This is a genomic window from Neisseria sp. Marseille-Q2251, assembly GCF_940793045.1.
Taxonomy (GTDB): domain Bacteria; phylum Pseudomonadota; class Gammaproteobacteria; order Burkholderiales; family Neisseriaceae; genus Neisseria.
In genome coordinates, this window is record NZ_CALNWV010000008.1 from 21,478 (window position 1) to 44,247 (window position 22,770).

A 22,770-nucleotide genomic window follows, 5' to 3' on the forward strand; every position below is an offset into this window, starting at 1 on the left:
GGAAAAGGGCGTGCCGCACAGTGCAAAATGCCGCAGCAGAACCCCGGCCGGCAGTCATAAAAACAGCATGGTCGGAATCCGTTTTGTCGGTGTCGAAAATAAATCTTTCCCTAAGATTGGTTTTGGACGTAAAAGTTTTGCATGTGCAAATGCAGCATTGCCCGGCGATAATGGAGTGTTGGGAAATGTTTATGCAAATATTATAATCAAGCTGGGCGGTAAGATTTTGAATTGTATTATTTTTAGTAATGACTATACCGTTAGTGACTAAATATAATATCGGAAATACAAATAATTAATAAAAATTAGTATTAATATATTTGCGTAATTTAACCTAAAATTAATATTACTTCAGTATATGTTGAAGCGGTATTTGTAACTCTGTCAAGCAAATCAGGCGATGCAGTAAAACACCGTTGCTTCTAACAAAAAGGTCGTCTGAAAACCCAAATCAGTTTTCAGACGACCTTTCTGGTTTACGAGGCAGCCTATTTTCTACGCAAAACCCATTTTACGTCCTGCCCGATCAGCTCTACCGAACGGCTTTCCCACTCGCCTTCCGAAGCTAAAACGGCAGGGTTGGCAGGGAGGGTGAGCAGGCTTCTGCCTTCGCCTAAGATTTTCGGCGCTTGGTACAACACGATTTCGTCTGCCAAGCCTGCTTCGATAAAGGCGGAGGTCAGCGTCGCACCCGCTTCGACCATAATTTCGCCGTAGCCCAGTTCTGCCAACCGGGGCAGCAGTGCGGCAAGGTCTATACGTCCGTCAGCGTTTTCAGACGACCTCAAGATGCGGATATGACTGAACGCGCGGTATGGTTTGAGGCGTTCTTCATCATCAACGGTGGTTACGATGACGGTGGGGCTGAGGTCGTCTGAAATTATGTGGCTGCCCAACGGCGTTTGCAGTTTGCTGTCCAACACGATACGCGCAGGTTGGCGCAGGGTCGGGAAGGCGCGGACGTTGAGGCGCGGGTTGTCGGCAAGCACCGTGCCGATGCCGGTCAGGACAGCGCAGCTTTCCGCGCGCAAGGTTTGTACGTCCGCCCTTGCGGTTTCGCCGGTAATCCAGTAGCTGCGTCCGTCGGCGAGCGCGGTTTTGCCGTCCAGGCTGGCGGCGCATTTGATACGGACAAACGGGCGGCCGCGTTCGATACGGGAGAGGAAACCGCGGTTGAGTTCGCGCGCTTCGGTTTCCAGCAAACCGCTTTCGGTGCGGATGCCTGCGGCTTCGAGCATTGCCAAACCTTTGCCTGCCACCAGCGGATTGGGGTCGGTCATGGCGGCGACCACACGCGATACGCCCGAGCCGATTAGGGCTTCGGCGCAGGGCGGCGTACGGCCGTAATGGCTACACGGTTCGAGCGTCACATAAGCCGTCGCCCCGCGCGCCATTTCGCCCGCCTGCCGCAGCGCGTGAACTTCGGCATGCGGTTCGCCCGCTTTGACATGAAACCCCTGCCCGACGATTTGGCTGCCGTGTGCAATCACGCAGCCGACGCGCGGGTTGGGGGAAGTGGAAAAACGCCCGAGCCGCGCAAGGGCAAGGGCGTTTTGCATCATTTGGGTATCAATACAATCAAACATAATTTGGATTTCTTAAAGTTTTCCGTTTTCAGACGACCTTTTCTTTCGCCGTATTCCGTTCGTCAAAGCATTAACGCGACAAGCTCAATTCTTTCAATACTTCCGACAATTCCTTCTGACTTGCATGATGGCTGTACGCGCAAACGGTATAAATATTGGCCTCGTGAATGGCGATGCAGTATTGGTTGAACGTACCTTGCCGGTCTTCGCGGTCGGTTTGGTAATTCATGCGGTTGTCGGTGGCGATGCCGACGCGGACATTTTGAGTCTCGTCCGATTGCAGGGCGGTTTTGAGTTCGGCGAAATAGGTTTTGGCATCCGTTTGCGCCGGGCCGTTGTTCGCCGCATAAATGGTAATGCGCGCTTCAGGGTCGTGTTGGAGCAGAATCAGGTTGGAAGCGGGAACGTTTTTCGGATGGCGGGCGGAATCGGCGATGATGTCGGTGAAGTGGCTGTTGTGAACAGAGATGGAAATTTTGCCGTCCATGCTCGTCAGCGTTTGAACCGTATCGGAGGCGGCTTTCGACACCGCATCGCCCTGTTCGGGGCTGCAGGCGGCAAGGCAGAATAGTGCGGCGGCTACGGATAAAACTCTTTTCATAAACATCCTCTTCATCATCAACACACCGCTTTCAGACGACCTATTTCCCGTCAGTCTGCACCAGCGTGGCGATTGCCTGAGTAAACTCGGACACGTCGTTGAAACTTTTATACACGGAAGCAAAACGGACATAGGCGACCTGATCGATTTTTGCCAACTCCTCCATCGCCATTTCCCCCACCATGCGCGACGGCACTTCCTTGTTGCCCGACTGATACAGACGCTGCTCAATCAGCGCGACCGTTTCATCGATTTTTTCCTGGGCGATCGGGCGTTTGTGTAAAGCCCGTTCCAAACTGGTTCTCAGCTTGTGCGGATTAAACGCCACGCGCGTACCGTTGGATTTAATCACCTGCGGCATCCGCATTTCGACCGTTTCAAACGTACTGAACCGCTGCCCGCACTCCACGCAACGGCGGCGGCGGCGGATGCTGTTCGTCTCTTCCAAGAGCCGCGAATCAGTGACTTGAGTATTGGGATGCTGACAAAACGGACATTTCATAAGTTTTTGAATTTATTTGTTTGTGAAACGGAATTGTAGCCGATTGAGCTATTCCCGTATAGTCGGTGGGTTTATTATGGGTTGAAGAGGTCGTCTGAAAACCTTGAATCTGGGTTTTCAGACGACCTCTTTGTTTTAAACGGATACGCCGACGGCGCGGGCGATTGCCAAGCCTTCTTCTACGCTCATGTAGACGGGTTGTTCAGGACGGTCGCTGCGGGCGATGTCGCCTTGTCGGAACATGACCAGTTCGTCCACTGCCAGTTGCGACCAAGTTTCGTCGCGGGTCAGCGGTAAGGTGGCGATGACGGCGACTTTGTCGTTGGAGGTGGTGACTTCGGAAAAATCGACCATGACGTCGTCGTCCAAAAGCCGTGCTTTGCCGAACGGGGCTTTGCGTACGATGTAGTGCAAAAGCGTGCTGGCGTGGGCAAACAGGTTGTCGCCGTTGGACATAACGAAGTTGAACAGTCCGAAGCGGCGGATTTCGTGGGTCAGCGCGGCAAGGGCGTCGAATAGGGTGTCCGGGTCGGGCTTGGTGGCGAAGCGGCTGCGCAGGCGGTTGAGGATGTAGCAGAAGGCGCGTTCGGAGTCGGTGGTGCCGACGGCATGGTAATACTCGCCTTGTTCGGGGTAGAAATCGATTAAATGGCCGTTGTGTGCAAACAGCCAGTATTCGCCCCACATTTCGCGCATGAAGGGGTGGGTGTTTGCCAGCGAGGTTTGTCCTTGCGAGGCTTTGCGGATGTGGGCGATGACGTTTTCGGATTTGATTTGGTAGGCGCGAACGAGGTCGGCGACGGGCGAGGCGGCGCTGGGTTTGTCGTCGTGGAACAGGCGTACGCCTTTGCCTTCGAAAAAGCCGATGCCGAAACCGTCTGCATGGTGGTCGGTAATGCCGCCGCGGCGGCGGAAGCCTTCAAAGGAAAAGACGATGTCTGTGGGGGTGTTGCAGTTCATGCCGAGCAGTTGGCACATGATGTTGACCTTTGTTATTTTGATGTGGGGTTGAGGGTATAGTGGATTAACTTTAAACCAGTACGGCATTGCCTCGCCTTAGCTCAAAGAGAACGATTCTCTAAGGTGCTGAAGCACCAAGTGAATCGGTTCCGTACTATTTGTACTGTCTGCGGCTTCGTCGCCTTGTCCTGATTTAAATTTAATCCACTATAAAACGGGTAAATCGACGCAATGTACACGCGCTTTGCGTGATCGCCTTATAGATGGAATTATGGTGTATCGGATGGGGTGTTTCAATAGGAAGGGGAGGGATATTGGGAGGTATTTTGTGCGATTTTATTGTGTTGTGGCTGATGATGTGGAAAGGTCGTCTGAAAAATGCTTTGCGGGTTGCGCTAAAGCTTTTCAGACGACCTTTCTTTATTGTGCTTTGACGCTTACAAGGTGCCGTAAGAGTGCAGGCCACTCAGGAACATGTTGACGCCGATGAAGGCGAAGGCGGTAACGAACAATCCGATGACTGCCCACCATGCGAGGATTTTGCCGCGCCAGCCTGCGACGAGGCGCAGGTGCAGCCAGACGGCGTAGTTGAGCCAGACGATGAATGCCCAAGTTTCTTTCGGGTCCCAGCTCCAGTAGCGTCCCCATGCGTCGGCAGCCCACAGTGCGCCGAGGATGGTGGCGATGGTGAAGAACAGAAAGCCGACGGCGATGGCTTTATACATGACTTCTTCGATGACTTGCGAATGCGGCAGCCATGATTTTTTGCCGGCGTTTTCGTTTCTCAACGCCCAAAGTTCGGCGATGCCGAGCATGGCGGCGATACAGAATGCGCCGTAGCCGATGAAGTTGGCGGGGACGTGGATTTTCATCCACCATGATTGCAGGGCGGGAATCAGGGGTTGGATGGTGTGTGCTTCGCGGGAAAAGCTGTACCAAAGGACGAAGCCGACAACGATCGCCATGAAGCTGAAGACAAAACCGCCGAGTTTTTGTACGGCGAAACGGGCTTCGTAGTAGAGGTACATCAGGGCGGTGATGACGAGGAAGAGGATGAAGACTTCGTAGAGGTTGGAAACGGGGATGTGTCCTGCGTCAGGGCGCAGGAGGTAGCTTTCGTGCCAGCGCACTAGAAGTCCGGTAAAGCCTGCGACGGCAGACACCCAGGCGAATACGGAACCCATACCGAGCAGGGTGTTGGTGGCGACGTTTTTGCGTTGTGCCAGTACGGCGCCGGTGATGTAGGCGAAGAGTGCGAAGAAGACGAAGGCGCATTGCCACATAATCGCGGACTGGCTGCTGAGGAAGTATTTGAGCAGGAAGTCGTCGGCGTGTTTGATTTCGCCATCGTAGAGCATGACTGCGCCGTATGCGAGGACGGCACACAAGGGGGCAAACCAACGCATGGGTTTGAAAAACCAGCCTAAAAAGACGGTAATGCCCGCGCTTGCCCACAAAATCACCATTTCGTAGATGTCCATGGTGTGCTGGATGCGGGTTTGGGCGAAGAATGCGCCGGCTGCGGTCAGGAGGGCGAATATGCAGTCGACCGTATTTAGGGACTTGAGGAACGATTTGTGCGTCAGCAGCTCGTGTTCGGGTAGGGGGTTATGGTTATGCGTCATGGTTCAAATCTTTCGCCAGTCGTTGCAGGCTTTGTGTATGTTGCGGAAACTCTTTTTGCAGGTCGCGCTCGTTGCGGCTGGAAGACATGGCAAAGCGGATGCGGTCGTCTGAAAACAAAACCCACGCGCGTTTCTCGCGGATGTAGAACATAAATATCGTGCCGAGAACCAGCAAAACAGAGCCTAAATAGACTAAAAATGCACCGGGCGAACGGGTCATTTGCAAGCCGGAAGAGCGGACTTCTTCAAAGCCGTCCAGTTGCAGGAGCATAGGTGCGGGATATTCGGTCAGGCCGGTGTAGGCGTCCATACTGTGCAGCAGGAAGCGGTTGCGCGCTTCGTCTTGAGGCCACTCGGTCAGCTTGTATTTTTGGATGGTTTCTTCCAATACGGCGTTCATAACGCCGAACAGCATTTCGTAAAAATATCCCTGCATTTTTTCCTGTTGCTCTTTGGGGATGTTTTTAGTAATAAATTCGTCCAACGCCAAATAGCCGCCTTTCGCAAAAATGCCCAAGGTATTTTCGGCGGCAAGGGTAAATTGCTCGCGGATGTTTTCGGGCGCGTTCAAGGTCGCGTTTTGGATGACGGTTTTGCGTGCGGTTTCGTCTTTCAAGAGTTCGCGCATCGCCATGAAGGTATCGGGTTTGAAAGTCTTATCGGCAGGAATGCGCAGCCAACGGTATTGCTGTTCCAGACCTGTGCGCGTACCGGTGATGAAGAAATAATCCTGTTCTTGTTTAACAGGCAGCATGTAGTTTTTATATTCCACAGCCTGACCCGCTTTGTCGCGGATTCGGTAAACCACGGACGGGCCGATGTTGGTGTATTTTTTGTTCTCTTGGGACACGGCGCGCACGTCGTTAATCGCTGATTGCAGGGTTTGCTCTTTTTCAGACGACTTGCTCGTGTCTTCCACGTTCATGGACGTGAATTGGTCAAACTCCAGTTTGTAGGACGTATTGCCGATGTCGAGCGGGAAATCGCGCATAGATGTCGCCCTGAGCGTAACCGGCTCGCGGCTTGGGTTGCCCAAATTCCAGGCTTTGAACTTCAAATCGGAGCCGCCGTCGGCAAAGCTCGCTTGATAGATGGTGATGCCGTGCAGCGTCAGCGGATGGTTGACGCGGATGGTGTGTTCGGATTTTTTGCCGCTTTCCTTGTCGGTAATTTCCAAATTGCTGGCGAAATCACGCGGCATCCCGGTATTGTAAAAGTCGATGTGGAATTTCTTCAGCTTCACTTCAAACGGCAAATCCTGAACCAGCATCCCGTTGTCGGCATTGAGGAAGACCACGTCCGCGCTTTGCCCTTCGGTAATGTTTACATTGCCGCGGAACGATAGGTTTGACGTACCCAAAATGCTTTCAGGTTTGAAGTCTTTGGCATAGACGGAATGATTGTCCGGTACGACGCGTCCGGTTAGCATGCCGATTTTCAGCAGAAGGTTGCTGTCTATCAAGCCGCCCAAGCAAATCACAATCAGCGCGGTATGGGCAAAAATATAGCCCCACTTGTTCATCGCCCCTTTTTTGGCGGCAACCAAGACCGATCCGTCTTCGCGCGTTACGGTTTTGCAGCTGAAGCCTTGTACTTCGAGATAACGCCGGGCAATTTCAGACGACATCTTGCCTTCCAACACAGTCGAATGGCGCATCGCCGCCAATGATTTTTCTTTAGCGTTTTCACGGAATGATTTGATTTCACGGAGAAAAGGCGGAACATTGCGAATCAGGCACAAGCTGGTCGATATCACCAAAAACATCATGATGACCACAAACCAAGCCGATGCATAAACATCGTACAAGCCTAAAAAGTTGAAAATCTGCGCCCAAAACGGGCCGAATTTCACGACATAATTGACCTGCGGCTGGTTTTGCTGCAACACCGTCCCGATAACCGAAGCGACGCCCAAAAGGCTGAGCAAGGCAACGGCAAAACGCATGGAGCTTAAAAAAGCGAACCAAGGTTTGTGGATAAGAGGGACGGATGAAGGGGATTTGCTCATAGCGGTTTGATTTGATAAAGAATACGGGGATGGTCGGGATTCGGAAGAGACCCGATTATCGAACGGCACGAAAAATAGACATGATGGGGCAAAAAGCCAAAGGCTGCCATTTGAAAATACTTATTGCCTCAAAAGCGGCGGCATACCATCGCACAAGGTCGTCTGAAAACAACCGCCCAAGGGCAAGCGTTTTCAGACGACCTTGATATTCACATCATCCGCAAACAGACGGATTGATAGGAATCAATGCAGACCTTGGATGAAGTTGGAAACCGCATTCAACTCTTCTTCGGTCAGGCGTTTGGCAATATCTTCCATAATCGCGTTTTTGCGTTGTCCGGATTTATAAGCCTTCATTTGATCGACCACATAAGACATATGTTGGCCGCCTAAGCGCGGATATGCGCCGATTTCGGTACCGCCGCCCGGAATGCCCGCGCCGCTGGGGCCGTGGCAGGACATACAGGCAGGAACTTTTTTATCCACCAAACCGCCTCGGTAGATTTTGCCGCCCAAAACAGGATCATTTTGTTTCGGGTTAGCCTCGCCGGATTTGGCCTGTTGTTTGGCATAGAATGCAGATACATTCAGGATGTCTTGCTCGGACAGGTTCATCACCATAGGTTTCATCACAGCGGCGGAACCGTTTGTACGTTTGCCTTCTTTAATATCCAAGGTTTGACGGTAGATATAGGCACTGTGTTGCGCGGCGAGCTTGGGATACATGGCGATGCCGCTGTTGCCGTCCGCCGCATGACATGCCGCACAAATGGTAGTAGCCACTTCTTTGCCTTTTGCAATATCCGCTTTCGGGGCAGCGACAGCCGCGCCGGCAGCCAAAACCAAGGCCGCTAAAGTCAATCGTTTCATGGAGTGCTCCTGATTACAGCATTGCATACCGCGACAATGCCTTTTTTATACTCAAAACGCCGGATAAATTTTACCCGATAAAAACCGATAATTCTATAAACGTGCTATTCTATACTAGATTTACATTAAATTACTACCATGTTTCGCAACATGGACACGGCAAATTCTGCCACTCCATCCTAGGAAACAAGGAAATACGGATGAACCTCTTTCAGAACGCCAAATTCTTCACCACCGTCAACCATCTCAAAGACCTGCCCGACACGCCCGCAGAAATCGCATTTGTCGGACGAAGCAACGCAGGCAAATCCAGCGCGATTAATACCCTGACCAATCATGTCCGGCTCGCTTACGTCTCCAAAACGCCAGGTCGAACCCAACACATCAATTTCTTCGAATTGAGCAATGGCAGCTTCATGGTCGATTTGCCGGGTTACGGTTATGCGCAAGTTCCCGAAGCCATCCGTACGCATTGGGTCAAACTCTTGGGCGACTATCTCCAACAACGACGCCAGCTCATCGGCTTGGTGTTGATTATGGATGCGCGCCACCCATTGAAAGAGCTAGATTTGCGGATGCTGGACTTTTTCCATATCACCGGCCGCCCTGTGCATATTTTGTTGTCGAAAGCCGACAAGCTGTCGAAAAACGAGCAAATCAAAACTTTAGGCGCAGTCAAAAAATCTCTCAAGCCCTATATGACCCGTCAACGCATCAGCGTACAACTATTTTCCAGCCTTAAAAAGCAAGGCATAGAAGAAGTCAACCAAGTCGTCGGCGGATGGTTTGCTACGCATCAAGAAGAAATGGACAACTTGAATATCGGAAATCCGGAAAATTCCGAGTCATTGTAATCGGTCGTAGTATGGTCTGCATTGACGGGACGCAAATCCGTTTATTGTCTTGCAGGGTGAGGGAACAAAATCGTCTTACTGCCGTGTATGTTGCTTTGAAATAGATAAACCCAAAAAGGTCGTCTGAAAATGTTGGATCATGTTTCAGACGACCTTGTTGTTTTTATAGTGGATTAACTTTAAATCAGGACAAGGCGACGAAGCCGCAGACAGTACAGATAGTACGGCAAGGCGAGGCGAGGCAACGCCGTACTGGTTTAAAGTTAGTCCACTATACAATTCGTTTGATTGATGGGGTGAGTGGAAGGGGCAGAATCTAGTGTGGCGAGGTAATTTGAAATCAAGGGGTAGGGGATAAGTTTGATGAGCAGTGCAGATGACATGAAACTGGTTTTTTTTAGCATTTTGGGAAACTCTCCGCTTTAGGCTCGGATGAGGCAATGCTGTATCGGTTTAAAGTGAATTTTTCTATCTTGTTCACATGGCAATGAATTGAGATTGTGCTGCTACATATAAAAAGGTCGTCTGAAATTCCTGATTCGGGTTTCAGACGACCTTTTGACCGGTGTAATTAGAACAGCGAGTCTAATTGTCGATTGTTAACATTGCTTGGCTGTACCGGCGTTTCTTGCAAATCACCGCGACCGCGGTCTCCGCCATCCCGATCGCTATCAGGCGTTGCGGCAGTGTTAGCATTGGCCGGGCGTTGTTGTCGGGAAGGTTGTTGTGCAGGGCGTGGAACGGTACCGCTATTGTCCAGAGTGATATCGGAGCTGGTGGTCATACGTTCTTTCATATAGTATTCGCCGCCGCTGTTTACGATACCTGCCGGTGCTTTCATGCCTTTGTTTTCTACGCCTTTGAGCGCGAAGCGCATGTAATCGACCCAGACTGGAACGGCAATCGTGCCGCCGTAACCTGCGCGGCCCATGCTGCGCGGTTTGTCAAAGCCGATGTATACGGCAGTGACAATACTTGGGTTGAAGCCGACGAACCATGCATCTTTATTGTCGTTCGTCGTACCGGTTTTACCGGCGATATCGGAACGGCCAAGTGCGGAGGCACCTCGCGCAGTACCGACACGGACAACGTCTTGCATGATTTTGTACATGATGTATGCGTTACGCGGGTCGATGGCTTGAGGAGCGTTTTCACCTGCAACAAGAGGTTGCATTTGTGCTTTCAGACGACCTTCGCTGTCATAAATCTTGTCGATGACGTATGCGGAAATTTTGTAACCGCCATTGGCAAAGACGCTATATGCTTCAGCGACACGCAATGGTGTTGTTTCACCGGTACCAAGCGCCATAGACAGGCTGGCAGGGATTTCGGACGGTTTGAAGCCGAAACGTTGGATGTATTGTTGCGCGTATCCGATACCGATGGACATCAAGATTCGGATGGAAACCATGTTTTTAGAGGCGGTCAATGCTTGGCGCAGGGTGATATAGCCTGCATAACGGCCGTCTGAGTTTTTAGGATTCCAAGCAGAACCATTGGCACCTTTACCCGGCAGGGAGAGTGGTGCGTCATTAATCATGGTGGATGCTGTCATGCCTTTGGCGAGTGCCGCAGAGTATACGAAAGGCTTAAAGGTAGAACCTGGTTGGCGCATGGCTTGAGTGGCTCGGTTAAATGTCTTGCTGTGGAAGTCATAACCGCCGACCAATGCACGCACGGCACCTGTTTTCGCATCTAATGAGACCAGAGCGCCTTGTAGTAGAGGTTCTTGAACGACAGACCAATTGTTGCCGCCGCCTTTGACACGGATGACGGAACCGCGACGAATACGGTCTTCTCCCATTTTTTCGTTGTTGACTGCACGGGCTGCAAAACCGAGTGCGTAGCTGTTCAGATTGAATCTTTTTCCGCTAGGCAGTTGAATCAGAACTCCTTTTTTAGAGGCTTCCAAAACAACGGCAGGGACCATTTTGTCAACCGTATATAAAGTAGAAAGATATTGGCTGATAGTTTCTTCTACGTCATCAGTTTTGCTGAGGTCGATGTAGTTCTCTGCGCCACGATAACTGCTGCCTCTGTCGAAATTACGCAACGCTTTTCTAAGGGCTTCAGTAGCAACACGTTGGTTGGCGGTATTGACGGTTGTGTAGACCTTAAAGCCTTGGGTGTATGCGTCCTCGCCATATTTTTCATACAACTCTTGGCGTGCCATTTCAGCAACATACAGAGCGTTTTGGTCGATGTTTTGCACAAAACGTTCATAATGCAGCTCTTCTTTCAAAGCTTGATCGCGTTGTTGTGCAGTAATCATATTTTCTTCCTGCATGTTTCGCAGGATGTAGGCTTGGCGCTGTTTGGCACGCTCGGGGTTAACGATGGGGTTATACGCTGAAGGTGCTTTAGGTAGGCCTGCCAGCATGGATGCTTCAGCCAAAGTCAAATCTTTCACGTTTTTGTTGAAATAGATTTGAGCGGCAGAGGCAAAACCGTACGCCCGTTGACCCAAATAGATTTGGTTGAAATACAGTTCTAAAATCTGATCCTTACTAAGCGTCTGTTCGATTTTATAGGCCAATAGGGCTTCATTGAATTTGCGGGTAAATGTACGCTCGTTACTCAAGTAGAAGTTCTTTGCTACCTGTTGAGTAATGGTACTGGCACCTGATTGCAAACCGCCGGCGACTACGTTGCCGATAGCGGCACGGGCAATGCCTACTACGTCTACGCCCCAGTGCTCATAGAAACGTTTATCTTCTGCGGCAATAACAGCGTCTTTCAAAACCTTTGGAAAATCTCCAATTTTTGTAAACTCCCGGCGCTGTTCACCGTAAACCCCAATAATCTGACCGTCGGCAGAATATACTGTGAGGGGCATTTTGGGTTGGTAGTGTTGTAAAGAATCAAGAGCAGGCAACTTGGGGTATGTGACCAAAATCGCAATAGCGAGCAAGCCGACACCGAAGAGTGCCAATCCTAATATCAAACCAAGACAGGTCGTTATAATCTTTTTAATCATGACTAAGTAATAATTTTTGCCATCACTGGCATTAAATAAAGTAAAATAGAAACCGATTTCTGTGAAACACAGTATTTACTGTGCAAAGAAAAAGAAATCCTTTACGGATATCGAAACAGTTACTCACTCCTAACAATACAGGGAAATTATATGATTAGCTTATCAAAAAGCCCTAAAAGCAAAACCAGCAAGGCAAGTAAAGCTTCCGGAGGGTTAAGCAACCGAGCCGCTATCGGCATCGACATCAGCCAGCATGCCATTAAGATGGTTCAGCTGACAGGCCGTAGTTTAAACCAAATTCAGCTAGAAAAATACGTTATTACCAAATTACCTAAAAATATTGTAAAAGGTAACAAAATCCAAGATTACGACCAACTTGTCACCTATTTGCAACATACTTATACGCAATTGCGCAGTTCTTGTAAGAACTTTGTTGCAGCTGTACCACAAAGCTTGGCAACAATAGAGAACATAACTTACAACCCTCGCGATACCGAACTTGATTTGGACGAGTTCGCTGAATCTGAAATTTCAGCAATCGGTCCTATTGATGAAATGAGTTATGACTATCAGGTGACCGGCGTATCCGTTTCCCCGGCGGGGCAGCAGATTACAACCGTAGCAGCTAGAAAAGACGATATTGAGCCTGTTATTGAAATGTTTGAAAATGCAGGACTTGATCTGTCTGCCTTAGATTTGGATCTTTTGGCTCAGAGAAATGCCTATGCTTTTTGGATTAATAATCATGCACCTGAATTGACTAATGAAAAAGTTGCCGTATTTGGCATTCATGCTACCCAAATGTACGCATTGGTGATGCAAAACGGACAGATTTTGTATAAACAAGAGACCCCTGTCAGCACAGAGCAACTGAATCAACTGATTCAGCGTACTTATCAAGTGACAGAAGAAAAAGCGGCGCAGATGATAGCTTCATCCAGCAAACCATCTGATTATCAGACCCAAGTCGCAGATCGCTTTAACGTTCAGGTAGCGCAAGAAATCCAACGTGTATTGCAGTTTTACTACACTACGCAGACGACAGAGACCTTCTCAAACATTAAACATATTTTATTAACTGGGTTTACATCGCAACAGGCTGGATTGGCAGAAAGTATTTTTTCTCAAACCAATACTGCGACACAGTGTATTCACCCGGTTTTATATGCTGAACGAAACAATAAAATTGATTTGCCACAGCTGCAAATTGATGCGCCGTCTTTAACATTAGCATTCGGATTAGCATTAAGGGGACTGTAATATGATTGAATTTGTTAAAATTAACCTTCTTCCTTATAGGGAAGAAATCAAACAGCGCAAAAAGCAACAATTTAAAGTATTAATGCTTTCGGCGTTATTGATAGGTGCAGGTCTGCTTGTGTTGACATATTTGACAATTAATAATGCAATCAGCAGACAGGAAGACCGTAATGCCCTTCTAGGGAAGGAAATTGAAAAGCTGGATAAAGCTTTGGGAGAAATTCTAAAACTGCAGCAAGAAAAAGAAAATTTCCTATCAAAAAAACAAAAAGTAGAAGAGTTACAGGAAAAACGTTCACAGGCTGCCTATATTATCGACAGCTTAAATGTAGTCACTCCCGATAACTCTTATCTGACAGCGTTGGAAGCAGAAAGTTCGACATCTTACAAAATTACGGGTCGAGCAAGTAGTGATAATAAGATCGCAATGTTTATGCGTTCTTTGCCAAGCACTGGGGTTTTTGCTCAGCCAGAACTTCTGAGTATTAAGAAAATTGATAATTATCAAGAATTTACTCTGAAGGTTTTGTTGAATAATTCAGGTCATCCATCAGTACCCGTACAAAATCCAGCCGCGAACACGACTGAAACTGGCGAACAGAAGCAAGAGGTAAAATAAATGTCTGTAAGTAAAGCAAAAAATATTGATATCCAAAACCTCTATTTGTTAAATATGCCTGCTAAGTTATTTATCGCAGGGTTGGCAATAGCGGGGGTCTTGGCAATAGGATATGTTGGTATTTTCAAAGAGCAACTCGAAACACTTTCTACGCAGGAAGCTAAAGAAGCCGAACTAAAGGAAACATATACGAAAAAAAGTATTGAGGCTGTTAATTTGCATAACCTTCAGGAGGAGTTGGCGTCTATCCGTTCAGCTTTTGATGTTTTGTTGAAACAACTGCCGACAGATGCCGAAATTCCTAATTTAATCCAAGAATTGCATCAGGCTGGATCCGCTAATGGTTTGCGGTTGGATAGTGTTGTCCCTCAAGCTCCGGTTAATGATGGTCCAATTCAAAAGTTACCCTATGAAATTTCCATTACGGGTAAGCATAATCAGATTAGCCAGTTTGCTCGTGATGTCGGAGGTTTATCGCGAATCATTACTTTGGAATCTCTGAAGCTCTCCCAAGCAGCAGACGGAAAAAGTGGTAAAGAGGGCAAAAGTGATATTTTGACACTGAGTGCCACTGCAACAACTTATAAGGCTCGTCCTGCAGAAGAAGTTGCTGCCGAGCTTGCAGCCAAACAGAAGGAGGCACAGGCTAACGGAAGTGATGCGCAGAATGGTGCTGAAGTTGACAATAAATAAAAGTTATTAGGGAAATCATGAAAAATACTATCTTACTCGTAGGTGTTTTGTCTTTAGCAGCATGTTCCCCCACTCATGATGATTTAAATATGTGGATAAAACAGACGCAAGATGAAGCTAAAGTTAAGGTTACTCCATTTCAAGCACCGACGATTACTCCGCCAGTTGCATATACTCCTCCAGCATATAATGGGTTGAATGCGTTTGACTATCGACGTTTGGAAAATGCACCCAAGGGGAATAATGCTCCTAATTTGAATCGTCAGAAAGAGACATTGGAAGCATTTAGTTTGGAAAATATGCGTTATGTCGGTATTCTGCGTGGTAATAATAAGACATCTGGCTTTATCGATGTAAATGGACATGTTTATACCGTTATGCCGGGCAACTATATCGGTCAGAATTACGGTAAAATCCAAACGATTACTGAGGATAAAATTACTTTGACTGAATTAATAGAAGACAGTTCTGGTAACTGGATATATCGAAAGGCTGAATTGCCGTTAAGTACACAGTCAGATGAAGGTTCAAGTGGTGCTTCGACAGCTGAATCTCGAAGCGAATCTGCCGCAATTCCAAATTAATTAAGGGGTCTCACTTTATGAAAACTAAGCACATGACAAAATTTTTTGCCAGTATTGGCGTAGCCATGGCTGTGCAAACTGCTTTTGCAGGTAATATTACTGATATCAATGTATCTACTCTTCCTGATAGTCAAAAAATTATCAAAATCCGTTTTGATCGTGATGTAACCAGTCCGAGCGGTTTTGTTACTTCGGCTCCAGCTAGAATTGCACTTGATTTTGCTAACACTACTATCCGATTGCCTCAATCAGTATTGGAGTATGCCGATCCGTTATTAAATCAGATTACGGCGGCACAAAATAATGACCGTTCCCGGATCGTGTTGGGTTTGAATAAAACTGCCCAATATAATACTGAAATTCATGGTAATGAAGTTTGGGTTTTTGTTAGCGAGTCAGCTGACCGAAATTCTGCAATGTCTGTATCAAATAATAAACCTTCTATGCAGGATTCTGTTCCGTCAGAAAAAGCAAAGCAAGTCGCTAATTCCGCTAATATCGACTTCCGTAAAGGCTCGCGCAATTCAGGTGTTGTTGAATTAAGCGTTCCGGCTTTTACTGGACAGCCTGATATTAAACAACAGCGTGATCGTGTCATCATTACATTGAAAAACTATCCGTTGCCAACACAAGCACAACGTAGTTTGGATGTGGGCGATTTCAATACACCTGTAAAAAATATAACTTTAAAACGAATCGGTAATGATACTCAGCTGATCATTCGAAATAGTTCAAACTGGGAAGTTCGTACTAAGCCGGCAGCAGGGCATTTTACTTTTGAAATTTTACCTAAAGCCGCTGATACGGAGTCACGTGGTTTGAATGGTGGTAATGCAAATAAATCTTTCAATGGTCGTAAAATTTCTCTAGATTTCCAAGATGTTGAAGTTCGTACTATTTTGCAGATTCTTGCAAAAGAGTCCGGCGTCAATATTGTGGCTAGCGATACGGTAAATGGTAAGATGACTTTATCCCTCAAGGATGTGCCTTGGGATCAGGCATTGGACTTGGTAATGCAAGCCCGTAATTTGGATATGCGTCGTCAAGGTAATATCATCAATATTGCTCCACGTGATGAATTGTTGGCGAAGGATAAGGCCTTCTTGCAAGCAGAAAAAGAAATTGCAGAGCTTGGTCCTTTGTATTCGCAAACCTTCCAATTGAAATATAAAAATGTGGAGGAGTTCCGCAAAATCCTTCGTTTGGAAGATAATGGAAGTAGCAATTCCAATGGTCGCAATACCTTGTTGAGTGGCCGAGGCAGTGCTTTGATTGACCCCGCAACGAATACCTTGATTGTTACGGATAATCGAAATGTCATCGAGAAATTCCGTAAATTGATTGATGAGTTGGATGTTCCTACACGTCAAGTTATGGTTGAAGCGCGTATCGTAGAAGCAAAAGATGGATTCTCACGCGATTTGGGCGTTAAGTTTGGTGCTGCTGGTGCAAGAGGAAGAAACTCTTGGGGCAATGATTGGTCAGCTGCTCAGAATAACCACAATACTAACGCCTCAGTATTCCGCGGAGAGTCTGCTTATCCAACTTGGTCTTTGCAGCCTAACGTAAGCTTGCCTGCTACAGCAGCAACGAACAGTATTGCTTTGGTACGAGCCTTGTCATCTGGTGCATTAGGTTTGGAAATCTCTGCTTCTGAAGCAACTGGTAAGAGCAAAACCATTTCTAATCCGCGCGTTCTGACTCAGGATCGTCGAGAAGCTACGATTGAATCTGGTACCGAAATTCCTTACCAAGAAGCTTCTTCAAGTGGTGCGACTTCGGTTTCATTCAAAAAAGCGGTTTTGGGTCTGACAGTTACCCCTAATGTAACTCCGGATGGTCAAATCATTATGACCGTTAAGATAACTAAAGATACTCCGGTCGACTGTACTGTAGATTCTTTGATAACCAAGTGTATTCAGACTAAGAACTTGAATACTCAGGCTATGGTTGAAGATGGTGGTACTTTGATTGTTGGTGGTATCTATGAAGAAGACAATAGCGATACTATCAATAAAGTTCCATTGCTTGGCGATATTCCTGTAGTAGGAAACTTGTTTAAATCACGAGCTAAGAAAGAAGAACGACGCGAATTGTTGATTTTCATAACGCCTCGCATCATGGATGGCGTGGGTAGTAATTTGCGTTATTAAGTAAATGAGTTAAAAACGGGCAGATATCTTTTTGATATCTGTCCGTTTTTTTATTTATTCGATTTGGGAATCGGGATTTGTACGTCTAATATAACAGTCAAAGAATTTTAGGAATTTGAAATAAAAAACGATTAAGGTCAATGGGTTACAAATTGATGTGTGGTGCTGGTAGGCATGAGTTTTGATGGGTAGCACAAATAATGCTGAGTATCGTATAAAATGCTTTTTATGGAAAAAATCAACGGTAATTTAATATTAATTGGCTTAATGGGTGCCGGTAAAACCACTTTGGGTCGATATATTGCCCAAATGTTGGATCGCCCGTTTTATGATAGCGATCATGAAATTTGTACGGCATCAGGTGTGTCTATCCCGCTCATCTTTGAGATGGAGGGTGAGCAAGGGTTTCGCAATCGAGAGACTGCTATGCTCAAGAAACTGACTGCGATGAAGGATATTATTTTATCAACAGGAGGAGGGTCGGTTTTGCGTGAGGAAAACAGGCAAAATATGCGACGAAATGGTACGGTCGTGTATCTTCATGCCACGCCTGAAGTTTTGTTAGAACGGACCCGTTATGATAATAGCCGCCCTTTGTTGCAGGTAGAGAACCCGCTTGCTAAATTGCAGGAACTCTATAATGCCCGTGATCCTTTATATCGAAATACTGCGCACATTGTGATCGAGTCCGACAGCTGTGCAAAAACGGTGAAACGGTTGTTTGAGGCGTTAAGTCGATAATAGATTTGTTATCGGTGAGTAACGATATAGGTTTTTAGACGACCCTAAATGAGAGCTGGCAACTAAAGATTAACAAGGAATCAAAATGCGTACCCTGACCGTCCAAACTCCCTCCCATCAGTATCCTATTTTTATCGGGAATCATCTTATTGAACAAGCTGATGTTTTATTAAAGCCATATTTAAGTAATAAGGTGGCCATTGTTACGAATGAGACGATTGCGCCCTTATATCTAGAATCTTTTCAGACGACCTTGGATAGATTAGATATTCCCAGTTTCAGTATTATTTTGCCTGATGGGGAAGAATATAAAAATTGGCAAACGCTTAATCTTATTTTTGACGGTTTAATGCAAAATAGGGCAGAGCGCAAAACGACCTTGATTGCATTGGGGGGAGGGGTCATTGGCGATATGGTTGGTTTTGCGGCGGCAACTTATCAGCGTGGCGCCCCATTTATTCAAGTGCCGACTACATTGTTAAGTCAGGTCGATTCCTCGGTTGGCGGTAAGACGGCAATCAACCATCCACTTGGGAAAAACATGATAGGCGCGTTTTATCAACCTAAGGCTGTACTGGCGGACTTATCTACGCTTAAAACGCTTCCGCAGCGTGAATTATCTGCCGGTATGGCAGAGGTCATTAAGTACGGTGCGCTTGGCGATATTGAGTTTTTTGAGTGGTTAGAGCAGAACATGGCCGATTTAATGATGCAGGACCAGGAGAAACTTGCGCAGGCTGTGTACCATTGTTGCAAAATGAAAGCTGAGATTGTGGCTCAAGATGAGACAGAACAGGGGATTCGTGCATGGTTGAATCTGGGGCATACTTTTGGGCATGCCATTGAGGCAGAAATGGGTTATGGCGTGTGGCTGCATGGAGAAGCAGTAGCCGCGGGATGCGTATTGGCAGGACGGTTATCCGAGAAACTGGGTAAAATTCATGAGGCAGATACGCTTCGTATTGCAGCATTGTTTGAGGCCGCAAAATTACCATCAGCACCGCCGAAGTTTGAATTTGAAAAATGGATAGAGCACATGAGTCATGATAAAAAAGTGAGTGGCGGCGTTATGCGCTTTATCGGATTGAATCGTCTGGGTGAGGCAAACATTACGAAGATTACGGATATGGAAATTTTGCGCCAAACCTTGAGTCCGTATCTATGAAGGTCAAGTAATGTCTTTAGAACGTGTCCATAACTTCATGTAAAACAGGACAAATTAAAAGTACGATATAAGAGGCTATCAAGATAATTGCATCATGGCAGCCTCTTAACAATAGAAGGAAAGTGATGGGGTTGTGAACAGAGAGGATGGTTTGAGAGCGATTAGTTTTTTTATTCGGTGCTTAGAAAATTGATTACGTGGAATATGTGTCGTGTTGTTAATCTATGATAGAGTCAATAAATACAAAAAAAGACCTTGTTTAAAACAAGGTCTTTTTTATCTGGTGGAGGTAAGCGGGATCGAACCGCTGACCTCTTGCATGCCATGCAAGCGCTCTACCAACTGAGCTATACCCCCGAAATTTGGTGGCGAATCAGGGACTCGAACCCCGGACACAAGGATTATGATTCCTCTGCTCTAACCGACTGAGCTAATTCGCCGTTTCGTGAAGTCGCTATTATATGTTGTTTTGAGTTTTTGGCAAGTTTTATTTTGTACTTTGTGTTTTGTTTTTGTTTTTTAATGGAATAAAACGTGGATGAGGTCGTCTGAAACTCTGTTTCAGACGACCTGTGTGTTTGGAGGGTGGTTTGAGGTGGGGGATTTCAAAGTTTGTGGCAGATGTCGCCGAAGCGGAAACCTGTCCAGTCGATGTCGATGTTTTTGCCAAAGGCGATGACTTTGAAGAGTTCGCCCATTTCGTGTTGGTCGGTCAATTTTTGTACGGCGGTACTGACGCGGAGGTAGTCTGCTGTGCCTGCGGGAGCGGTTTGTGCCAGCAGTTCGGTAATACCAAGGTTGAACAGGAAATGAGATTGGGGCAGGTAGCCGATGAGGTCTAGTCCGCCGTCGATGCCTGCTTGGGCAATGTCGGTAAAGTTGACATGTGCGGTCAGGTCGGTCAGACCGATATGGAAAAACGGGTCGTGAATGGTGTGGTGGCGGTAGTGGGCGATGAGTGTGCCTTCGTCGCGTTGTGGGTGGTAATACTGGGCGGCGTCAAAACCGTAGTCGATAAATATCATGCCGCCGCGTGTGATTTTCTGCGCGAGGGTGAGAATAAACGCGTATTGGGCGGGGTGTAGCTCGCTGGTGTAGGGGGGGGCGGTTTCTGGAAAGTAGGTGGCGGCTAAACGGAGGAGGTCGGGTTGGTTTAAGAGTTGCGGGCTATGTTCAAGCTGTCCGTCGGAGTTAATGGAGACACCGATGTGTTGGAAGGTGTATTGAGTGCGGCGGATGATTTCGACAGGCATGGCATCGAGGACTTCGTTGCCGATGATGATGCCGTCGAAGGATTCGGGCAGTTCGGTCAGGTGTATGACTTTTTGTGCCAGTTGTGGAGTGGTGTGTTCGGCGATGAATTGGTGTTGGCGTTCGGCAAGTTCGGGGGAGAGTTCGATGATGTAGTAATGCTTGAGGTCGTCTGAAAGGCTTTTCAATAAGGTGGCGGCGAGATGTCCTGTGCCTGCGCCGAATTCGTAGATGTTGCCGGCGGTTTGGGGGAGTAGTTCGGCAAGTTGTCGAGCGAGGGTTTGTCCGAATAATGGGGTGAGGGTGGGGGCGGTGATAAAATCGCCGTCTGTGCCGATTTTGTGGCTGCCTCCGGTGTAGTAGCCGTATTCGGGTGTGTAGAGTGTAAGCTCCATAAATCGTGAGAAAGGAATCCAGTTATTTTGGGCTTTTATTTCCTGTTTGATTATTTCGAATAGTTTGGAACTTGAGGCTTGCGCGGCAGGGGAGGGGAGGGGGAGGTGTGCCTTCATAATTGTTAGATAATGTAAAATTTATGAATTTATTTGTCTATTATAACGTGAACGGAAAAGGGGCGTTTTTTCATTTTTTTATACCATATGTTGTGTCTAAATAATATTTTTAATACTACATATTGTGTTTTTAAAAACCAAATCGGGTAAAATGGGTGGTTAGGCTTGTTTACTTGTTCGGTTAAAATACTGTTTTTTAATGATTTTGTTGTTGCATATGTACTGGGATTTTAGAGTAAGGCGATTTGACCGAGGCGTTAAAATTTTTTATAGTGTGGGCTAGTGGGGCGATGTGGGTAAAAGTGTCTGCATTGCCCAAAAAATTCCGATTTAAACCGATTAGGACGAAATTGTGTTTGGTGGCGCTCACGAATTGAGTATTGACAGCAAAGGGCGGTTGGCAATTCCTGCCAAGTTCCGCGATATTTTGCTGCGCCATTATACGCCGTCGATTGTGGTTACTTTGGATTCCCGTCAAAAATTGCTGATGTATCCGGAGGCTGAATGGGCAAAGGTTGCCGAGCAGCTTTTGCACTTGAAAACGGCAGGAAATCCGATGTTGCAGCGTTATCAAAATCTGCTGCTGCACAATGCGGATACACTGGAATGGGATAGCGCCGGTCGCGTACTGATTCCTGCCAATCTGCGCAAACGGGTGGATTTCGAAAAAGACGTTACCTTGGTCGGTCGCGCCAACCGTTTGGAATTGTGGGGCCGTGATCAATGGGAAGCTGAAATGACTCAGGCTTTGGATGACGATCCTGAAGAGTTGGCGTTCCAATTAAGTCAGACGGATTTGCAATTGTGAGTAATGCTGAATATCAACATATCACCGTTTTGTTAAACGAGGCGGTTGATGCTCTGGCGATTCGTGAAGACGGTATTTATGTAGATGGGACGTTCGGCAGGGGAGGGCACTCCCGATTGATTTTGTCCCGTCTGGGAAGTCAAGGTCGTCTGATTGTGTTCGATAAAGACCCGCAAGCGATTGAGGCGGCGCAAAAGCTGGCCGAGCAGGATGGGCGCGTTACGGTAGTCCATGACGGTTTTTCCAGTTTTCAGACGACCCTGGATAAGCTGGGTATTGAAGAAATAGATGGTGCGTTGTTTGATTTGGGGATTTCGTCCCCGCAGGTAGATGACGGCGCACGGGGTTTCAGTTTCCGTTTTGATGCACCTTTGGATATGCGCATGGATCCGACGCGGGGAATGTCTGCTGCAGAATGGATTGCAACAGCATCAGAACAGGATTTGCACGAGGTTATCAAGAATTATGGTGAAGAGCGGTTTAGTCGCCAGATTGCGCGCGCCATTGTTGCGCAACGGACAGAAAGTCCGATCGATACAACCCGCAAGCTGGCGCAGCTCGTGGCACAAAACGTCCGTACTCGTGAGCGGGGGCAAGACCCTGCGACGCGGACCTTCCAGGCAGTTCGCATCTTTATTAACCGCGAGCTCGAAGAGGTAGAGGCGGTTCTGCCGCAAGTGATGGGTCGTCTGAAGCAAGGCGGGCGTTTGGCGGTTATCGCGTTCCATTCGCTTGAAGACCGCATCGTAAAACAGTTTGTCAAAAAGTATTCGCAACATCCTCCTTTGCCGCGTTGGGCGGTAGTAAAAGAAGCGGATTTGCCTCTGCCGCCGTTAAAGGCAGTGGGAAAGGCGATAAAGCCGGGTGTTGAGGAAACCGCCTCCAATCCGCGGGCGCGCAGCGCAGTTTTACGCGTTGCAGAGCGGACGGGCGGTGAGATTGCAGAATAAGCATTATGTGGGGCAGGTGTCCTCGGAACAAACAGATTGAGGTCGTCTGAA

20 protein-coding genes, 2 tRNA genes and 1 pseudogene are annotated in these 22,770 nt (G+C 47.4%); 12 read left to right on the forward strand and 11 right to left on the reverse strand.

Annotated elements, in window-relative coordinates:
- The first annotated feature begins 10 nt into the window (after positions 1-10).
- Positions 11-271 carry a hypothetical protein gene (locus tag AAG834_RS04875; protein WP_342031438.1) on the forward strand — a complete coding sequence of 87 codons (261 nt, stop codon included), beginning with the start codon at positions 11-13 and terminating at the stop codon, positions 269-271.
- Positions 272-488: 217 nt separating this feature from the next.
- Here the strand turns inward: AAG834_RS04875 and ribD are convergent, their stop codons facing one another.
- From ribD to AAG834_RS04910, 7 genes are all read right to left on the reverse strand, one after another.
- Entirely contained in the window at positions 489-1,586 is a 1,098-nt protein-coding gene (ribD, locus tag AAG834_RS04880; RefSeq protein WP_342031439.1) for a bifunctional diaminohydroxyphosphoribosylaminopyrimidine deaminase/5-amino-6-(5-phosphoribosylamino)uracil reductase RibD, read from the reverse strand.
- A gap of 70 nt (positions 1,587-1,656) precedes the next feature.
- Positions 1,657-2,187 carry a hypothetical protein gene (locus AAG834_RS04885; RefSeq protein ID WP_234396105.1) on the reverse strand — a complete coding sequence of 177 codons (531 nt, stop codon included), beginning with the start codon at positions 2,185-2,187 and terminating at the stop codon, positions 1,657-1,659.
- Between the two features lie 40 nt (positions 2,188-2,227).
- Complete coding sequence (gene nrdR / locus AAG834_RS04890; RefSeq protein WP_003776195.1) at positions 2,228-2,689, reverse strand: transcriptional regulator NrdR; 462 nt, start codon at positions 2,687-2,689, stop codon at positions 2,228-2,230.
- Positions 2,690-2,824: 135 nt separating this feature from the next.
- Positions 2,825-3,667 carry a class II glutamine amidotransferase gene (locus AAG834_RS04895; protein WP_342031440.1) on the reverse strand — a complete coding sequence of 281 codons (843 nt, stop codon included), beginning with the start codon at positions 3,665-3,667 and terminating at the stop codon, positions 2,825-2,827.
- Between the two features lie 419 nt (positions 3,668-4,086).
- Positions 4,087-5,274 carry a c-type cytochrome biogenesis protein CcsB gene (ccsB, locus tag AAG834_RS04900; RefSeq protein WP_342031441.1) on the reverse strand — a complete coding sequence of 396 codons (1,188 nt, stop codon included), beginning with the start codon at positions 5,272-5,274 and terminating at the stop codon, positions 4,087-4,089.
- A complete protein-coding gene (locus tag AAG834_RS04905) occupies positions 5,264-7,219 on the reverse strand; it encodes a cytochrome c biogenesis protein ResB (RefSeq protein ID WP_342031470.1) in 1,956 nt (651 codons plus the stop codon). The genes ccsB and AAG834_RS04905 overlap by 11 nt, the downstream gene beginning before the upstream one ends.
- A gap of 306 nt (positions 7,220-7,525) precedes the next feature.
- Positions 7,526-8,152, reverse strand: coding sequence for a c-type cytochrome (locus AAG834_RS04910; protein ID WP_003759506.1), 627 nt, complete (start codon positions 8,150-8,152; stop codon positions 7,526-7,528).
- A gap of 200 nt (positions 8,153-8,352) precedes the next feature.
- Between AAG834_RS04910 and yihA the strand changes: the two genes are divergently transcribed.
- Positions 8,353-9,006, forward strand: coding sequence for a ribosome biogenesis GTP-binding protein YihA/YsxC (gene yihA / locus AAG834_RS04915; protein ID WP_045073544.1), 654 nt, complete (start codon positions 8,353-8,355; stop codon positions 9,004-9,006).
- Positions 9,007-9,170: 164 nt separating this feature from the next.
- Positions 9,171-9,283 (forward strand): annotated as a pseudogene (locus tag AAG834_RS04920) (IS5/IS1182 family transposase); the annotation flags it as partial.
- Positions 9,284-9,577: 294 nt separating this feature from the next.
- Here AAG834_RS04920 and AAG834_RS04925 read toward each other — a convergent pair.
- On the reverse strand, positions 9,578-11,983 hold the full coding sequence (locus AAG834_RS04925) for a penicillin-binding protein 1A (protein WP_342031442.1): 2,406 nt from the start codon (positions 11,981-11,983) through the stop codon (positions 9,578-9,580).
- A 150-nt stretch (positions 11,984-12,133) separates the two neighbouring features.
- Here AAG834_RS04925 and pilM point away from each other — a divergent pair, with 150 nt between their 5' ends.
- The 7 genes from pilM to aroB all read left to right on the forward strand — a co-directional run bounded on the left by pilM (position 12,134) and on the right by aroB (position 19,198).
- Entirely contained in the window at positions 12,134-13,243 is a 1,110-nt protein-coding gene (gene pilM / locus AAG834_RS04930) for a type IV pilus assembly protein PilM (RefSeq protein WP_342031443.1), read from the forward strand.
- Between the two features lies 1 nt (position 13,244).
- A complete protein-coding gene (locus AAG834_RS04935) occupies positions 13,245-13,862 on the forward strand; it encodes a PilN domain-containing protein (RefSeq protein WP_003759517.1) in 618 nt (205 codons plus the stop codon).
- Entirely contained in the window at positions 13,863-14,555 is a 693-nt protein-coding gene (locus tag AAG834_RS04940; RefSeq protein WP_003765893.1) for a type 4a pilus biogenesis protein PilO, read from the forward strand. It begins immediately after the preceding gene.
- 17 nt (positions 14,556-14,572) lie between these two features.
- The gene (locus AAG834_RS04945) at positions 14,573-15,139 is read left to right on the forward strand and encodes a pilus assembly protein PilP (protein WP_003765902.1); all 567 of its coding nucleotides are present in this window, start codon (positions 14,573-14,575) and stop codon (positions 15,137-15,139) included.
- 17 nt (positions 15,140-15,156) lie between these two features.
- Positions 15,157-17,292 (forward strand): type IV pilus secretin PilQ, encoded by a 2,136-nt coding sequence (pilQ, locus tag AAG834_RS04950; protein ID WP_342031444.1) that lies wholly within the window; start codon positions 15,157-15,159, stop codon positions 17,290-17,292.
- A 228-nt stretch (positions 17,293-17,520) separates the two neighbouring features.
- Positions 17,521-18,033 (forward strand): shikimate kinase, encoded by a 513-nt coding sequence (locus AAG834_RS04955; RefSeq protein ID WP_342031445.1) that lies wholly within the window; start codon positions 17,521-17,523, stop codon positions 18,031-18,033.
- Positions 18,034-18,118: 85 nt separating this feature from the next.
- Positions 18,119-19,198 carry a 3-dehydroquinate synthase gene (gene aroB, locus AAG834_RS04960; protein ID WP_342031446.1) on the forward strand — a complete coding sequence of 360 codons (1,080 nt, stop codon included), beginning with the start codon at positions 18,119-18,121 and terminating at the stop codon, positions 19,196-19,198.
- Positions 19,199-19,479: 281 nt separating this feature from the next.
- On the opposite strand, the gene AAG834_RS04965 is transcribed toward aroB, so the two are convergent.
- From AAG834_RS04965 to AAG834_RS04975, 3 genes are all read right to left on the reverse strand, one after another.
- Positions 19,480-19,555 (reverse strand) — tRNA-Ala (locus AAG834_RS04965).
- Between the two features lie 6 nt (positions 19,556-19,561).
- Positions 19,562-19,638 (reverse strand) — tRNA-Met (locus tag AAG834_RS04970).
- Between the two features lie 165 nt (positions 19,639-19,803).
- On the reverse strand, positions 19,804-20,961 hold the full coding sequence (locus AAG834_RS04975; protein WP_342031447.1) for a class I SAM-dependent methyltransferase: 1,158 nt from the start codon (positions 20,959-20,961) through the stop codon (positions 19,804-19,806).
- 352 nt (positions 20,962-21,313) lie between these two features.
- Between AAG834_RS04975 and mraZ the strand changes: the two genes are divergently transcribed.
- On the forward strand, positions 21,314-21,769 hold the full coding sequence (gene mraZ / locus AAG834_RS04980) for a division/cell wall cluster transcriptional repressor MraZ (RefSeq protein ID WP_003761336.1): 456 nt from the start codon (positions 21,314-21,316) through the stop codon (positions 21,767-21,769).
- Positions 21,766-22,719, forward strand: coding sequence for a 16S rRNA (cytosine(1402)-N(4))-methyltransferase RsmH (gene rsmH, locus AAG834_RS04985; RefSeq protein ID WP_342031448.1), 954 nt, complete (start codon positions 21,766-21,768; stop codon positions 22,717-22,719). The genes mraZ and rsmH overlap by 4 nt, the downstream gene beginning before the upstream one ends.
- Positions 22,720-22,770 lie beyond the last annotated feature (51 nt).

What these genes read in the sequence shown, in the direction of transcription:
- ribD (WP_342031439.1), bottom strand. Translation starts at nt 1,586, where the DNA reads ATGTTTGATTGTATTGATACCCAAATGATGCAAAACGCCCTTGCCCTT.
- AAG834_RS04885 (WP_234396105.1), bottom strand. Translation starts at nt 2,187, where the DNA reads ATGAAAAGAGTTTTATCCGTAGCCGCCGCACTATTCTGCCTTGCCGCC.
- nrdR (WP_003776195.1), bottom strand. Translation starts at nt 2,689, where the DNA reads ATGAAATGTCCGTTTTGTCAGCATCCCAATACTCAAGTCACTGATTCG.
- AAG834_RS04895 (WP_342031440.1), bottom strand. Translation starts at nt 3,667, where the DNA reads ATGTGCCAACTGCTCGGCATGAACTGCAACACCCCCACAGACATCGTC.
- ccsB (WP_342031441.1), bottom strand. Translation starts at nt 5,274, where the DNA reads ATGACGCATAACCATAACCCCCTACCCGAACACGAGCTGCTGACGCAC.
- AAG834_RS04905 (WP_342031470.1), bottom strand. Translation starts at nt 7,219, where the DNA reads ATGCGTTTTGCCGTTGCCTTGCTCAGCCTTTTGGGCGTCGCTTCGGTT.
- AAG834_RS04910 (WP_003759506.1), bottom strand. Translation starts at nt 8,152, where the DNA reads ATGAAACGATTGACTTTAGCGGCCTTGGTTTTGGCTGCCGGCGCGGCT.
- yihA (WP_045073544.1), top strand. Translation starts at nt 8,353, where the DNA reads ATGAACCTCTTTCAGAACGCCAAATTCTTCACCACCGTCAACCATCTC.
- AAG834_RS04925 (WP_342031442.1), bottom strand. Translation starts at nt 11,983, where the DNA reads ATGATTAAAAAGATTATAACGACCTGTCTTGGTTTGATATTAGGATTG.
- pilM (WP_342031443.1), top strand. Translation starts at nt 12,134, where the DNA reads ATGATTAGCTTATCAAAAAGCCCTAAAAGCAAAACCAGCAAGGCAAGT.
- AAG834_RS04935 (WP_003759517.1), top strand. Translation starts at nt 13,245, where the DNA reads ATGATTGAATTTGTTAAAATTAACCTTCTTCCTTATAGGGAAGAAATC.
- AAG834_RS04940 (WP_003765893.1), top strand. Translation starts at nt 13,863, where the DNA reads ATGTCTGTAAGTAAAGCAAAAAATATTGATATCCAAAACCTCTATTTG.
- AAG834_RS04945 (WP_003765902.1), top strand. Translation starts at nt 14,573, where the DNA reads ATGAAAAATACTATCTTACTCGTAGGTGTTTTGTCTTTAGCAGCATGT.
- pilQ (WP_342031444.1), top strand. Translation starts at nt 15,157, where the DNA reads ATGAAAACTAAGCACATGACAAAATTTTTTGCCAGTATTGGCGTAGCC.
- AAG834_RS04955 (WP_342031445.1), top strand. Translation starts at nt 17,521, where the DNA reads ATGGAAAAAATCAACGGTAATTTAATATTAATTGGCTTAATGGGTGCC.
- aroB (WP_342031446.1), top strand. Translation starts at nt 18,119, where the DNA reads ATGCGTACCCTGACCGTCCAAACTCCCTCCCATCAGTATCCTATTTTT.
- AAG834_RS04975 (WP_342031447.1), bottom strand. Translation starts at nt 20,961, where the DNA reads ATGAAGGCACACCTCCCCCTCCCCTCCCCTGCCGCGCAAGCCTCAAGT.